The organism is Mammaliicoccus sp. P-M59 (assembly GCF_022386135.1).
Lineage (GTDB): Bacteria > Bacillota > Bacilli > Staphylococcales > Staphylococcaceae > Mammaliicoccus > Mammaliicoccus sciuri_A.
In genome coordinates this window covers 1-12,818 of record NZ_JAJNJJ010000012.1, presented here as the reverse complement: position 1 = coordinate 12,818, position 12,818 = coordinate 1, and the positions used below count along the sequence as shown (strand labels likewise).

The following is a 12,818-nucleotide window of genomic DNA, read 5'->3' as shown; positions in this document are numbered from 1 at the left end:
GTAGACTGTTACCAAACTGTAATATATTACTCTATCTCCACGATACAATCCATACTCAATAATACTTTTTCAGCATTCTCTAGTACCTCTAACTTGTTACGTTCACTATCAAATTTATTAATCTCACACTCAATCGTTTTATAATATCCATCTTCCCAATACTTAATAGTTGCTGGTGGATCATAAAATAGTTTCTGCGCTAATACATCGTTTAAATCACGTAAAGCTAATTCATCTAAGATTGGTTTATCTGTTTTACTTTGGTCCTTAATATACTGATTAATAGTTTCATACTGTTGTGGCATAGTAGCAAAGGGTTGCCACTTAATCATCTTACGCCCCTCTGGGATATTACTGTTTAAATATTTTTTAGGTATCTTACGATAGTCAGTTTCATACTTATATGGCTCTGGCATACCAGGGTTAATGATTTTCAATTGTATCAACTCCTACTGCATATAAGTACGCTCGATATACCATATTAGAAATACGTATTTGTTTTAATATTTCGATTGTATCTTTGTCGCTTTCTTCTATGATTAGTCCTCTAATTCCCGTTATTAATTCATCATAAGTATTCGCATTTTGTACAATACTTTCTGCTTCGCTAAAAGCGACGTCTTGTGAGTTCTTTTCTGACTCACTTAATTCATCTTTAAAAAATAATGTGTTTCTTAAAATATTACCTTTTTGATGATTTGTTAATTCCATAATATCTCCCCCAATAAAATGTTATTAATAATATTATACGAACGTATGTTCTATAATTCAAGAGAGAAGTTTATTTTTTATAGTGGGATTAAAGGTGAGTATTTCCCAAACGTTCCACCGCCCATAATGACGATTTCTTCTATATTATGAGCGATTTTAGGCTCTTGGATAAGCGCCATCGCAACATTTGTTAACGGTCCTGTTGCTACGAGTGTTATAGGTTCGTTACTATTTAAGACTTCTTCAATTATGACATTTACACCATGCTGGTTTGTAGGCTTTAAGTTTGGAACTTTTGGTAATTCAGGACCATCTAAGCCACTTTCACCATGAATACTTTCAGCAAATGCAGCTTTCTTAATTAAAGGTCTGTCAGCACCGACTGAAACAGGAATGTCGCCTCTATTCATAATATCTAATACGTTTAAAGCGTTTGTTGTATTCTTATCTACTGATTGATTCCCCGCAACTGTTGTCACTGCTAAGATATTTAATGGACTAGATTGAGCACAAGCCAATATTAATGCGATAGCATCGTCATGCCCAGGATCACAATCCATGATGATTTTTCTATTTTGTAACATTTAAACACGTCCTCTTAATTAATGTATGTCTTGATGTCATTATACTAAAGCGTTTTCAACTAAACAAAATAAACAGACTATAAAAAATTATTCTAAATAAGGTCTTGTTTTTTAACAAATATACGTATATAATTTTAAATCGTAAACGTTACTATTTGTATAAGGAGTGTACGAGATGAAAAAATGGATTGGGGTACTAACAGTTGTTTTTGCAATTTGTATGGTATTAGCTGGCTGTAATCAAACAGATAGCAAAAATAATGATTCTGATAAATTAAAGATTAAGACGACAGTTTACCCATTGAAATCTTTTATAGAACAAATTGGCGGTAAGCATGTAGAAGTAGAATCAATTTATCCTGCAGGAACAGATTTACATAGTTATGAACCAACGCAAAAAGATATTTTAAACGCAAGTAAAGCAGATTTATTTGTTTATACAGGAGATGATTTAGATCCAGTAGCAAAGAAAATTGCCTCAACTATTAAAAAAGATGATAAAAAATTATCACTTCAAAATAGTATGGATCAATCAGAACTTTTAACAGATCAACATGAACATGGTCACGAGCACGGGGAAGATCATGATGACGAAGATGAACATCATGAACATGGAGAAGACCATGAAGAGCATGAACACGAACATGAACATCATCACCACGGTGGATTTGATCCTCATGTATGGTTAGATCCTAAAATCGACCAAGAAATGATCAAAGGAATTAAAGATGAATTAATCAAGAAAGACCCAGACCATAAAGCAGATTATGAGAAAAATTATAAAAAATTAAATAATGAATTATCGGATATCGATCAATCATTAAAAGATGCTACTAAAGGTCATGAAGGCCATACAGTATTTATCTCTCATGAATCTCTAGGTTACTTAGCAAATCGTTATGGATTTGTTCAAAAAGGTGTTCAAAGTATGAATGCTGAAGATCCATCACAAAAAGAATTAACTGAAATTGTTAAAGAAATTAAAGATACAGATGCGAAATACATCTTATATGAAAGCAATATTTCATCAAAAATTACAGACACAATTCGTAAAGAAACAGATGCTAAGCCATTAACGTTTAATAATATGGAATCTTTAACGAAAGAACAATTAAAAGAAAAAGACCTTTCATATCAGTCATTAATGAAGGAAAATATTAAAAATATCGAAAAATCATTAAACGACAAGATTACAACAAAAGATGACAAGAAAGCTGCATCTCATGATAAAGCAATTGAAAAAGGGTATTTCAAAGATTCACAAGTAAAAGACCGTAAACTATCTGATTATGAAGGTGACTGGCAATCAGTATATCCATATTTAAAAGATGGCACACTTGATGAAGTCTTCGAACATAAAGCTGAAGAAGATGGCAAGATGTCTGAAAAAGAATATAAAGCTTATTATGATAAAGGCTATAAAACAGATGTCGAAAACATCAAAATTGACGGCAATAAAATCAGTTTCACTAAAGAAGGTAAAACAACAACTGGAGAATATGAGTACGATGGCTATGATATCTTAAAATATGAAAAAGGTAATAGAGGCGTAAGATACACATTTAAATTAAAAGGTGAATCAAACGATAACTTACCGAAATATGTACAATTTAGCGATCACAATATTTATCCTAAAAAAGCTGCACATTTCCATATATTCACGGGCAATGATAAAGATAAAGTCTTAAAAGAATTAGATAACTGGCCAACTTATTATCCAGCTAAATTATCTAAAGACGAAGTTAAAGAAGAAATGTTAGCACATTAAAGTAAAGAACCTGAGACCACGGTGGTCTCAGGTTCTTTTTTATATAAATGATTGCTATACTAAATTTAATAAAAGGGGGATGTATCAGATGACAAATATTTATGATCAAGATGATTTCTTTGAAGGCTATAAACAAAAAAGAAATCATGCATTAAGTTATAACGAAGTTGTTGAAATGCCTGAGATGAAGCGGTTAATGCCGGATTTAGAAGGCAAAACAGTACTTGATATTGGCTGTGGTATGGGGCATTTGATTGCGCATATGTTGAAGTTACATCCTAAACATATTACAGGAATTGATGAGTCACTTAATATGATTAGCGCAAGTCGCGAAAAATTCAATTCTAACAATGTCACGTTATATCATGAATCATTTATGGCGTTTCAGACAAATGAAACGTATGATGTAATCGTATCTTCTCTTGTATTTCATTATATTGAAGATTTTAAACGATGTGCCGAGAAGTTGAATCAGCTATTAAATAGTGGTGGCACGTTACTCTTTACAATGGAACATCCTATACAAACAGCCACTAAAGATCCGGAAGTTGCACTAGAAGATGACAAAGGTATATTTTTACGAATGGAACATTATTTTGATGAGTCTTCTCGCTCAGCAAATTGGCTAGGTGCGGATGTTTATAAATATCATCATACAATTGAGACAATCTTCAATAATTTAATAGAAAATGACTTTGAAATTCAATATGTAAAAGACCTCGGGCAGTCTGAGGAAGTATTTAAAATGTACGATCAAGCTCGTATCAATAAGTTGAAACAATTCCCACCATTTCTATTAGTAAAAGCAAAGAAAAAGTAGAAGAGGTAGAACAAGTTAATATTTATAAAAAGACACACGTATAATTGAAAAGTTTTCAACTTTATACGTGTGCTTAAATTTATGCTCAGTAATATTTTATTTCATTTCTTTTAGTTGTTTTAAAATGATTTCTCTTTGTTTTTCTAGAGAAATTGGATCATTATATTGCGTTTGTTGTAAATCTAATTCGATAACATGGTTGTTTTTAACTGCATCAAGGTTTTTCCAGTTAGTTGTTTGTGTGAATTGTGGTGTTTCTCCCATTGTTGCTAGTATAATATAATCACCCGTATAATCAGAAAGTTCTTCTTCTGATGGTGTTGCCATATAAGCATTCTTTGTTTCTTTTTCTAATTTTTCAGGTTGTGTCATTCCGTAACCACCGTAAACAATTTCTGTACCACGTCCATAGTTTTTACCGAAAGCTGTTAAACCTTTTGGTGTTGATTGTAGGACTGTAATAGTTTTCCCGTCTACTTTATCACCTAAAGATTTTTTATCTTTTTCAAGTTTTTCTTCCCAATCTTTTATCCATTTTTTGGCTTTGTCTTGTTCATTTACAATTTCCCCGAGTTCTTTAGTAGCAGCTTTGTAGTCTGATTTCATAGCATCCATTTGGACAGTTGGTGCAATTTTTTTGAGTTTATTAATGTTTTTATCTTCTTTAGTAGTAATGATTAAATCCGGCTTTGTTTTAGCAATATCTTCAACATTATTTTGACCTAACATTTTTGCGCCTTTAGTAGCATCAGATAAAGTTTTATTTTGTTTCACAAAATCAATGACCCCAACAGGTTTATGGCCAAATTCAACTAATGCACCTATGTATGTCGGATGTAATACGACAATTCTTTTCGGATCTTTAGGTATTTTGATTTTTTCCCCATCATCTTGTTTAAATACTTTAGTATCAGATGAAGAATCCGATTTTGTTTCTGACGACTTTTCTTTAGTATCTGAGCTATTACAAGCTGCCAAGAAAAATAATAAGCATAAGCAAAAAACTAATAATCTTTTCATAAATTAAACCCTCCAAAAATATGATAATGATAATCAATATCATTTAAATTATAGCAATCAACATTAATTATTCAATACTTTATTTTTAAATTAATTTGACTTTGTTATTTTTTAAATATATCTTTGTTTTGTGTTAGTAAAAGAAGGGGTGAATATTTTGGTTAAACGATTAATTAGTGCAAATACGTCTGATATTTTGAATTTTTCATCAGAGGAATTGAAGCAAAGTATTAAGGCGAGTGAAGGTAGAACGGTACTTAGTGAGAATGTTGTCGTACATACGCCTGCTTTAGTGCAAGATATTACAAATGCGGAAATGGCGACTGCTTTTGGAGCGGATATGATTTTACTGAATGCTTTAGATGTCAATGAACCAGAAATTAAAGGTCTATACCATGAAGCTTATCAAGGCACTGGCAATGCTGTTCAAGATTTAAAGAAACTTGTCGGAAGACCTATTGGTGTAAATTTAGAACCAGTTGATGATAAAGCGAATATGGCAGAAGTTAAACTAGATATTTCTGCAGGTAGAAAAGCGACTAAAGAAACTTTTATACAAGCTGAAAAATTAGGTTTTGATTTTGTATGTTTAACTGGTAATCCAGCAACTGGTGTTACAAATAATCATATTTTAGAAGCGATTAAAGTAGGGAAATCTCATTTTAATGGGCTCATTATTGCTGGTAAGATGCATGGATCAGGTGTGGATGAGCCGGTCGTTAATTTAGGAGCTATTACGAATTTTGTAGAAGCTGGAGCAGATATTATATTAGTGCCGGCAGTAGGAACAGTATGGGGTGTCAGTGAAGAAGAAGTGAGAGAAGCTGTTCAAGTAGCGCATAAACACGGTGCACTAGTGATGAGTGCAATCGGTACATCGCAAGAAGGTTCGGATGAGGCAACAATTAGAGAAATGGCTATTAAAAATAAAACATTAGGCGTTGATATTCAACATATAGGTGATGCAGGATATGGTGGATTAGCACCAGTCGAGAATATATATGCATTAAGTAAAGCAATTAGAGGGCAACGCCATACAGTATCTAGAATAGCCAGATCAATTAATAGATAAACGGGAAGTTGGAGAGGATGAGACGGTGTGGGCTGTCTCATCCTTTTCATATTTGTTGGAAAGGTAGTATCGGTCCAGAAACAGGATTTACAGTCCGATAAAAATAATTATCGACCTGAAAACGGGATTTCCAGGCCGATAAAATAAAATATCGACCCGAAAACGAGATTTGCATGCCGATAAATAAAAATATCGACCCGAAAACTTCACCTCACTATAATCAACTGCCCAATCACAACAATAAATCTGCCAAATATGCATAAAATCTACCTATTATAAAAGACTTCCGTAATACTACGGAACTTTTCGATATGCTACTCGTTTATGAAAACGTTTACAATAAAATTGTATTAAGAAATGTTTGATTAAAGGAGGAAGGTTTCAATGTCAAAACTACCAGAGGATTTTTTATGGGGAGGTGCTGTTGCGGCGCATCAACTTGAAGGTGCTTGGCAAGAAGATGGTAAAGGAATCAGTGTTGCAGATGTTATGACTGCAGCTTCTCACGGGAAACATCGAGAAATTACAGACGGCGTTATTGAAGGTAAATATTATCCAAACCATGAAGCAATTGATTTTTATCATCGATATAAAGAAGACATTCAATTATTTAGTGAAATGGGCTTTAAATGTTTTAGAACTTCAATCGCATGGTCAAGAATTTTTCCGAATGGTGACGACCAAGCACCTAATGAACAAGGTTTAGCATTCTATGATGATTTGTTTGATGAGTGTTTGAAGCACGGGATTGAACCTGTCGTAACATTGTCTCACTTTGAATTACCTTATCACCTTGTAACTGAATATGGTGGCTTCCGAAATAGGAAAGTGATTGACTTCTTCGTTCGATTTGCAACAGTTTGTTTTGAAAGATATAAAGACAAAGTTAAATATTGGATGACGTTCAATGAGATTAATAACCAATCTAACTTTGATGAAGATTTTGCGCCATTTACGAACTCAGGCGTGAAATATCAACCTGGTGAAAATCGTGAACAAATTATGTATCAAGCAGCACATTATGAATTGGTTGCGAGCGCTCAAGCAACAAAAATTGGTCATGACATTAATCCTGACTTTGAAATAGGGTGCATGATAGCAATGTGTCCGGTATATCCGGCAACTTGTAATCCGAAAGATATCTTAATGGCTCAAAAAGCGATGCAAAAGAGATATTACTTTACGGATGTCCATGTTCATGGTGCATATCCAGGATATATGACACAGTATTTTAAAGATAAATCCTTCAATTTAGATATTACAGATCAAGATATTGAAGATTTGAAACAAGGCACAGTTGACTACATTGGCTTTAGTTATTACATGTCATTCGCAATTTCACATGAGAAATCTAACGATAAATATGATTATGTTGAAACACGTGATTTAGTAAAAAATGACTATGTACAAGCTTCAGATTGGGGATGGCAAATTGACCCTGAAGGCTTAAGGTATGCGATGAACTGGTTTACAGATATGTATCATTTACCATTGTTTATTGTTGAAAATGGCTTCGGCGCTATTGATGAACTTGGTGAAGACGGCATTGTCCATGATGATTATAGAATTGAATATTTAAAAACACACATCGAACAATTTATTAAGGCGGTCGATGAAGATGGTGTCGATTTAATGGGATATACACCATGGGGTTGTATAGATTTAGTATCTGCCGGAACTGGCGAAATGAAAAAGAGATACGGCTTTATTTATGTAGATAAAGATAACGAAGGTCATGGTACCTTAGACCGTTCTAAAAAAGATTCATTCTATTGGTACAAAAAAGTTATTGCAAGTAACGGAGAACAATTATAACATTTGGAGGTTTTAATATGAAAAAAGCGTTAATTATATGTGCAGCAGGTATGTCATCATCACTCATGGCTAAAAAAACAACGAGTTATTTACAAGAAAAAGGACATGACATTGAAGTCGATGCCGTTTCAGCAAATGAAGGCGGAAAAATGATTGAAAAACAATCTTTCGATTTATATTTAGTGAGTCCACAAACTAAAATGTATTTTAAAAAGTTAAAAGAAGCTGGAGATAGAGTTAATAAACCAGTTGTGAATATTCCACCACAAGCATATGTTCCGATTCCAATGGGCATTGAAAAATTGTCGAGTGTAATTTTGCAAGACATAGAATAATCAGTATAATATTCTCTATGAAATGAGGGAAGCTTATGCTTAGTCAAAGAGAAATAGATATACTCAGTTTTTTATCACAGCGACGTAATGAATTTGTCAAAAGCTCAGAAATTGCAACGATCTTGCAACTCTCAGATAGAACGATTCGAAAATATATCAAAACCCTTAAACCTGAAATTGAAAAAAATGGAGCAACTTTAATTGCTAAACAAGGGTATGGTTATCAACTCAAAATCAATTTAATGATTGAATTTGAAAACTTTTTAAAAAGATATTTAAGCACTAAATATGTGAATCAAGAAAGTATTAATGATTCAAAAGATAGACAATATTATATTTTGAATTTATTACTTTTTAATAAGACAGCTATTACGATTGAGCAATTAAGCGAACAATTATTTATCTCGAGATCCACAATATCTCACGATATCGCAAATATAAAAAAGATGATTGCGCAATATGATTTAGAACTTGTAAGCAAACAGCAACATGGTATCGGAATTGATGGAGATGAACGAGATAAACGTCATTTTATCATGGATTATTTCTTAGGAAATAGTTTCTTTCATTCTATTAATAAATATTTTCAAGATACGCCACTTTTGCAGCAAATTAATATGGAAGAGTTGGCAATCATTGTTGTAGATGAAACGAGAGAATCTAAAGTATATTTATCAGATTATATACTCCAAAATCTTGTATTACATTTAGGATTGATGATCAAAAGACTGTTAGATGGGCATTGTTTAAAAACAATTGCTTCGAATGAAGAGGTATTAACAGAAAATGAATTGTCAGTCGCGAGAAAAATTTTAAATCGTGTTGAACGTATTTATCAAATATCGTTTCCAGAAGAAGAAGCGAAGTATATCAGTTTGCATATTATGAGCAAAGGTTCGAAACAACAAGAAAGCGATGAAGAGAGTGATTTATCTCATCGCGTATCTCAAATATTAGGAAAAATAGAAGCGGATTTTGGATTTCCAATGTCGTCAGACAGTCAATTATTGTATGGACTAGTGACTCACTTACAGCCGTTGATTAAACGAATTCGCAATAATATTCACTTGGAAAATCCAATTTTGAATGACATTAAATCACAAAATGAAGCTTCACTTACGATGACTAAAAATTATTTTGGTGAATTAGAAGAGTTAAAAGACCAAGATGTCAGTGAAGGAGAATGGGCGTATTTAACATTACATTTACTTGCAGCTATTGAAAAATATTACCATAGAGAAAAGTTAAATGTCCTCGTTATTTGTGCAACTGGTTATGGTAGTGCACAGATGTTAAAGGTTCGAGTAGAAAGAGAATTTAGTATACAGATGAATATCATTGATGTGATTAGCTACTATGAAATAACAGACGAAAAATTAGAAAATATTGATTTGATTATTTCATCTATTGATTTATCAACCATCGTATTTAAAGTGCCTGTCATACAAGTGAATGTATTACTCAATGATCAAGATATTAAGAAAATTAATACATTTATTCATCATCATGATTCGAAATTTTCATATAACCATGTGTTAGAAGAGAATATGGCACTTGAACAATATAGTTCTTTCTTTAGTCAATATTGCAGTGAACATGCATTTAATTATATCGAAGAACCAATCACTAAACATCAGCTGTATCAGCTTTTGATCAAGCAATTAAGTATTAAAGAAGAGCCATGTTTTGAAGAGAAGTTGAAACGACAACTTCGGTATAGAGAAGAGTTGAGCACAGTTGTATTCAGTGATGAAGTAGCTGTTCCACATACAGCACAGCCAGTTGGAGATTATTCAAGTATAGCGGTAGCACTTGTACCTGGCGGGGTGTATTGGAATGAACAGTTTCCGAATATTAAGCTAATCATTATGTTATCACCTTCAAAATATAACGACAATGAGCTCAAAACGATCATCGATATTATCGTGAACCTCATAGATTCAGATGACAAAATTTCTGAACTGATGAATTGTAAGGATTATAACAGCTTTAAAAATTATATGATTGGTCAATATCACAAGTAAAGGGAGTTAGTCTATGGAACAAGAAGAAATTCAAGTTGTTGCTTTTGAAATTATTTTACATAGTGGTACAGCGCGTACAAATATACATGATGCTTTTAAAAAGATGCGTGAAAACAACTATGAAGAAGCGGAACAACTATTAGATGAAGCAAACCAAGAGATAACGTTAGCGCATCAATCTCAAACGGATTTACTACAAAAATATGCATCAGGTGAGTCTATTAATATGGAAATTATTATGGTTCATGCACAAGATCATCTCATGACAACGATGACGTTAAAAGAAGTCGCAATTGAGATGTTGCATTTGTATCAAAAAGTAAATGATGCAGTATAAATGAGGGATAAAAATGGATCAAGAAACGAAAAATAAAATTGAAAAAAATAGAAGAGAAACAAGTCTCAAAGCTATGTATTTTAATCGATTTTTATTAGTGAGATATATGTCTGCTTTGTTCTTCTTTTCGAATTTATATTGGTTTTTTACACTTGTGATGAGTCGCTCTTTAGCATTGATATTGCCACTTGTGTTGATGATTGTGATTTTGATCAGTGTTGCAGAACAAGTAAAAATGTATGGTAATCATTCGAATCAAGCGAAGTATACTTATTACTGCTTTTTAAGTATAAGCACAATCAATCTATTGCTTATACCCATTATATTATTCACACCATTATTCCAATATTTATATCCATTTATTGTGGATCAATCAGCATCTCGACTTTTCGTAGTTGGCATATTGGTATGTGGTTTATGCATAAGCAGCTTCATCTTATTTAGATTACACAATATTCGACTCGATAAAGACTGGCATTATAAACGACTACAAAGATTTGAAAATGCAATGAACTAATCAAAGAAAAGGGGTCTTGAAATGGGATCAGAAAACAAGGTTTTTGCTTTTTTAGAGAAGTATTTAATGGGTCCAATGGGGAAAATTGCTTCATTTAGAATTGTAAGAGCGATTATGGCAGCTGGTATGGCGTGTATACCTTTTACAATTGTAGGATCAATGTTTTTAGTGTTAAACGTTATTCCACAGACTTTTACGTTTTTAGAAGGATTTTGGAATAGTACATTTTTAAAAATTGGTGATTTGTACATGTTAGCCAATAAAGCAACGATGGGGATACTAGCCTTGTATTTCTGTTTAGTCATTGGTTATGAATATACTAAAATTTATGCAGAGGAAGAAGACTTAGATGTTAACCCACTTAACGGTGCATTATTATCTATGTTTGCTTACTTTATGGCAATTCCACAATTAGTAATGGATGACGGTAAAATGGTCTTAGTTAATATCATGAAAAAAGATGTCAATATCTTTAATGGTTGGGAAATGTCTGGTGATGGTGTCAGTAGGCTAGGTACGACCGGGATATTCACAGCAATTATCATGTCTATCATAGCCGTTCAATTATATAGACTATGTGTAAAACGTCAATGGATTATAAAAATGCCAGAAGCGGTGCCAGAAGGGGTTTCAAGATCATTTACAGCATTAATTCCTGCATTCTTAGTTGCTTTCGTTATACTGGCGTTTACGGGAATATTAGTAGCTTTTGATACGGATATTTTCAAAATTATTGCTGTGCCATTTGGATTTGTTGTTAACTTAACAAGTAGTTGGATTGGTATACTTGTGATTTACTTCTTAATTCATGCACTTTGGATTGTAGGTATACATGGCGCAAATATTATCAGTGCTTTTATTACGCCAATTGTCTTATCAAACATGCAATTAAATATTGAAGGGGCAAATATTCCATTTGCAGGAGAATTCCAGAACTCATTCGTTGTTATGGGTGGATCAGGTGCGACATTAGGACTATGTGTGTTTATCGCATTTTTAGCTAAATCAGAGCAATTACGCGTATTAGGAAAAGCATCATTAGCACCAGGATTATTTAACATTAATGAACCACTTGTATTTGGATTACCAATTGTTTATAACCCATTCTTAGCCATTCCATTCTTCTTAGCACCAATGGTATCAGCTTCAATAGGGTATTGGACAATAAAATTAGAACTCGTGAAACCAATTATTGCACAAGTACCATGGCCATCGCCTATTGGATTTGGGGCATTTATTGGAACAGCAGGAAGTCTCATGGCAGTACTCGTTTCATTAATTTGTGGATTTGTAGCATTCTTAATCTGGTTCCCATTTATTAAGATATATGATAAAAAATTAGTAGAACAAGAAAAAGGAAACGACGCATTAATATAGAAGCTTGAGATGAAGAGGCAACGCTAAGGTGGCGTTGCCTCTTTCCTTTTTGTGTTGTGTAATTTCTGGACCGATAAAAATTATTACCGGTCCAGAAATGAGAAATATGTACCGATAAAATAAATTATAGGTCCAGAAACGAGAAATATGTACCGATAAAAAAATTTACCGGTCCAGAAATGAGAAATATGGACCGATAAAAAAATTTACCGGTCCAGAAACGGGAAATATGGACCGATAAAAAAATTTACCGGTCCAGAAACGAGAAATACGGACCGATAAAAAAATTTACCGGTCCAGAAACGAGAAATACGGACCGATAAAAAAATTTACCGGTCCAGAAACGAGAAATATGTACCGATAAAAAAAATTATCGACCCGAAAACGAGATTTACAGGCCGATAAAATAAATTATCGACCCGAAAATGAGATTTGCAG

At 33.0% G+C, this 12,818-nt stretch carries 12 protein-coding genes and 1 pseudogene; 9 read left to right on the top strand and 4 right to left on the bottom strand.

What is annotated here, in order from left to right:
• Positions 1-26: 26 nt before the first annotated feature.
• The 3 genes and pseudogenes from LQ617_RS14790 to LQ617_RS14780 form a co-directional block, all read right to left on the bottom strand.
• Positions 27-416: a YolD-like family protein gene (locus tag LQ617_RS14790; protein ID WP_239740689.1), complete on the bottom strand. Its 390-nt coding sequence runs from the start codon at positions 414-416 to the stop codon at positions 27-29.
• Between the two features lie 7 nt (positions 417-423).
• Positions 424-711, bottom strand: coding sequence for a hypothetical protein (locus LQ617_RS14785; RefSeq protein WP_239740688.1), 288 nt, complete (start codon positions 709-711; stop codon positions 424-426).
• Positions 712-803: 92 nt separating this feature from the next.
• A pseudogene (locus LQ617_RS14780) lies at positions 804-1,295 on the bottom strand (nucleoside hydrolase); the annotation flags it as partial.
• Positions 1,296-1,470: 175 nt separating this feature from the next.
• Between LQ617_RS14780 and adcA the strand changes: the two are divergent.
• Complete coding sequence (gene adcA / locus LQ617_RS14775; protein WP_159315847.1) at positions 1,471-3,063, top strand: zinc ABC transporter substrate-binding lipoprotein AdcA; 1,593 nt, start codon at positions 1,471-1,473, stop codon at positions 3,061-3,063.
• 88 nt (positions 3,064-3,151) lie between these two features.
• Entirely contained in the window at positions 3,152-3,883 is a 732-nt protein-coding gene (locus LQ617_RS14770; RefSeq protein WP_126477841.1) for a class I SAM-dependent methyltransferase, read from the top strand.
• A gap of 96 nt (positions 3,884-3,979) precedes the next feature.
• Here LQ617_RS14770 and LQ617_RS14765 read toward each other — a convergent pair whose 3' ends face one another.
• Positions 3,980-4,903, bottom strand: a complete 924-nt coding sequence (locus tag LQ617_RS14765) for an ABC transporter substrate-binding protein (RefSeq protein WP_037589333.1) — start codon at positions 4,901-4,903, stop codon at positions 3,980-3,982.
• 157 nt (positions 4,904-5,060) lie between these two features.
• Here LQ617_RS14765 and LQ617_RS14760 point away from each other — a divergent pair, with 157 nt between their 5' ends.
• From LQ617_RS14760 to celB, 7 genes are all read left to right on the top strand, one after another.
• Positions 5,061-5,975 (top strand): DUF7916 family protein, encoded by a 915-nt coding sequence (locus LQ617_RS14760; RefSeq protein WP_204257675.1) that lies wholly within the window; start codon positions 5,061-5,063, stop codon positions 5,973-5,975.
• Between the two features lie 384 nt (positions 5,976-6,359).
• Positions 6,360-7,790: a 6-phospho-beta-glucosidase gene (locus LQ617_RS14755; protein ID WP_239740686.1), complete on the top strand. Its 1,431-nt coding sequence runs from the start codon at positions 6,360-6,362 to the stop codon at positions 7,788-7,790.
• A 17-nt stretch (positions 7,791-7,807) separates the two neighbouring features.
• Positions 7,808-8,125 carry a PTS cellobiose transporter subunit IIB gene (locus LQ617_RS14750; RefSeq protein WP_239740684.1) on the top strand — a complete coding sequence of 106 codons (318 nt, stop codon included), beginning with the start codon at positions 7,808-7,810 and terminating at the stop codon, positions 8,123-8,125.
• Between the two features lie 35 nt (positions 8,126-8,160).
• A complete protein-coding gene (locus LQ617_RS14745; RefSeq protein ID WP_239740683.1) occupies positions 8,161-10,149 on the top strand; it encodes a BglG family transcription antiterminator in 1,989 nt (662 codons plus the stop codon).
• A gap of 13 nt (positions 10,150-10,162) precedes the next feature.
• Positions 10,163-10,486, top strand: coding sequence for a PTS cellobiose transporter subunit IIA (locus LQ617_RS14740; protein WP_037589328.1), 324 nt, complete (start codon positions 10,163-10,165; stop codon positions 10,484-10,486).
• A 13-nt stretch (positions 10,487-10,499) separates the two neighbouring features.
• Positions 10,500-11,003, top strand: coding sequence for a hypothetical protein (locus tag LQ617_RS14735; protein WP_204189419.1), 504 nt, complete (start codon positions 10,500-10,502; stop codon positions 11,001-11,003).
• A 21-nt stretch (positions 11,004-11,024) separates the two neighbouring features.
• Positions 11,025-12,380 carry a PTS cellobiose transporter subunit IIC gene (celB, locus tag LQ617_RS14730; RefSeq protein WP_037589326.1) on the top strand — a complete coding sequence of 452 codons (1,356 nt, stop codon included), beginning with the start codon at positions 11,025-11,027 and terminating at the stop codon, positions 12,378-12,380.
• The last annotated feature ends 438 nt before the right edge of the window (positions 12,381-12,818 follow it).

Bases quoted from the DNA above. Each gene is read 5' to 3' on its own strand.
- LQ617_RS14790 (WP_239740689.1), bottom strand. From the start codon at position 416: ATGCCAGAGCCATATAAGTATGAAACTGACTATCGTAAGATACCTAAA.
- LQ617_RS14745 (WP_239740683.1), top strand. From the start codon at position 8,161: ATGCTTAGTCAAAGAGAAATAGATATACTCAGTTTTTTATCACAGCGA.
- LQ617_RS14740 (WP_037589328.1), top strand. From the start codon at position 10,163: ATGGAACAAGAAGAAATTCAAGTTGTTGCTTTTGAAATTATTTTACAT.
- LQ617_RS14755 (WP_239740686.1), top strand. From the start codon at position 6,360: ATGTCAAAACTACCAGAGGATTTTTTATGGGGAGGTGCTGTTGCGGCG.
- LQ617_RS14785 (WP_239740688.1), bottom strand. From the start codon at position 711: ATGGAATTAACAAATCATCAAAAAGGTAATATTTTAAGAAACACATTA.
- LQ617_RS14735 (WP_204189419.1), top strand. From the start codon at position 10,500: ATGGATCAAGAAACGAAAAATAAAATTGAAAAAAATAGAAGAGAAACA.
- adcA (WP_159315847.1), top strand. From the start codon at position 1,471: ATGAAAAAATGGATTGGGGTACTAACAGTTGTTTTTGCAATTTGTATG.
- LQ617_RS14770 (WP_126477841.1), top strand. From the start codon at position 3,152: ATGACAAATATTTATGATCAAGATGATTTCTTTGAAGGCTATAAACAA.
- LQ617_RS14750 (WP_239740684.1), top strand. From the start codon at position 7,808: ATGAAAAAAGCGTTAATTATATGTGCAGCAGGTATGTCATCATCACTC.
- celB (WP_037589326.1), top strand. From the start codon at position 11,025: ATGGGATCAGAAAACAAGGTTTTTGCTTTTTTAGAGAAGTATTTAATG.
- LQ617_RS14765 (WP_037589333.1), bottom strand. From the start codon at position 4,903: ATGAAAAGATTATTAGTTTTTTGCTTATGCTTATTATTTTTCTTGGCA.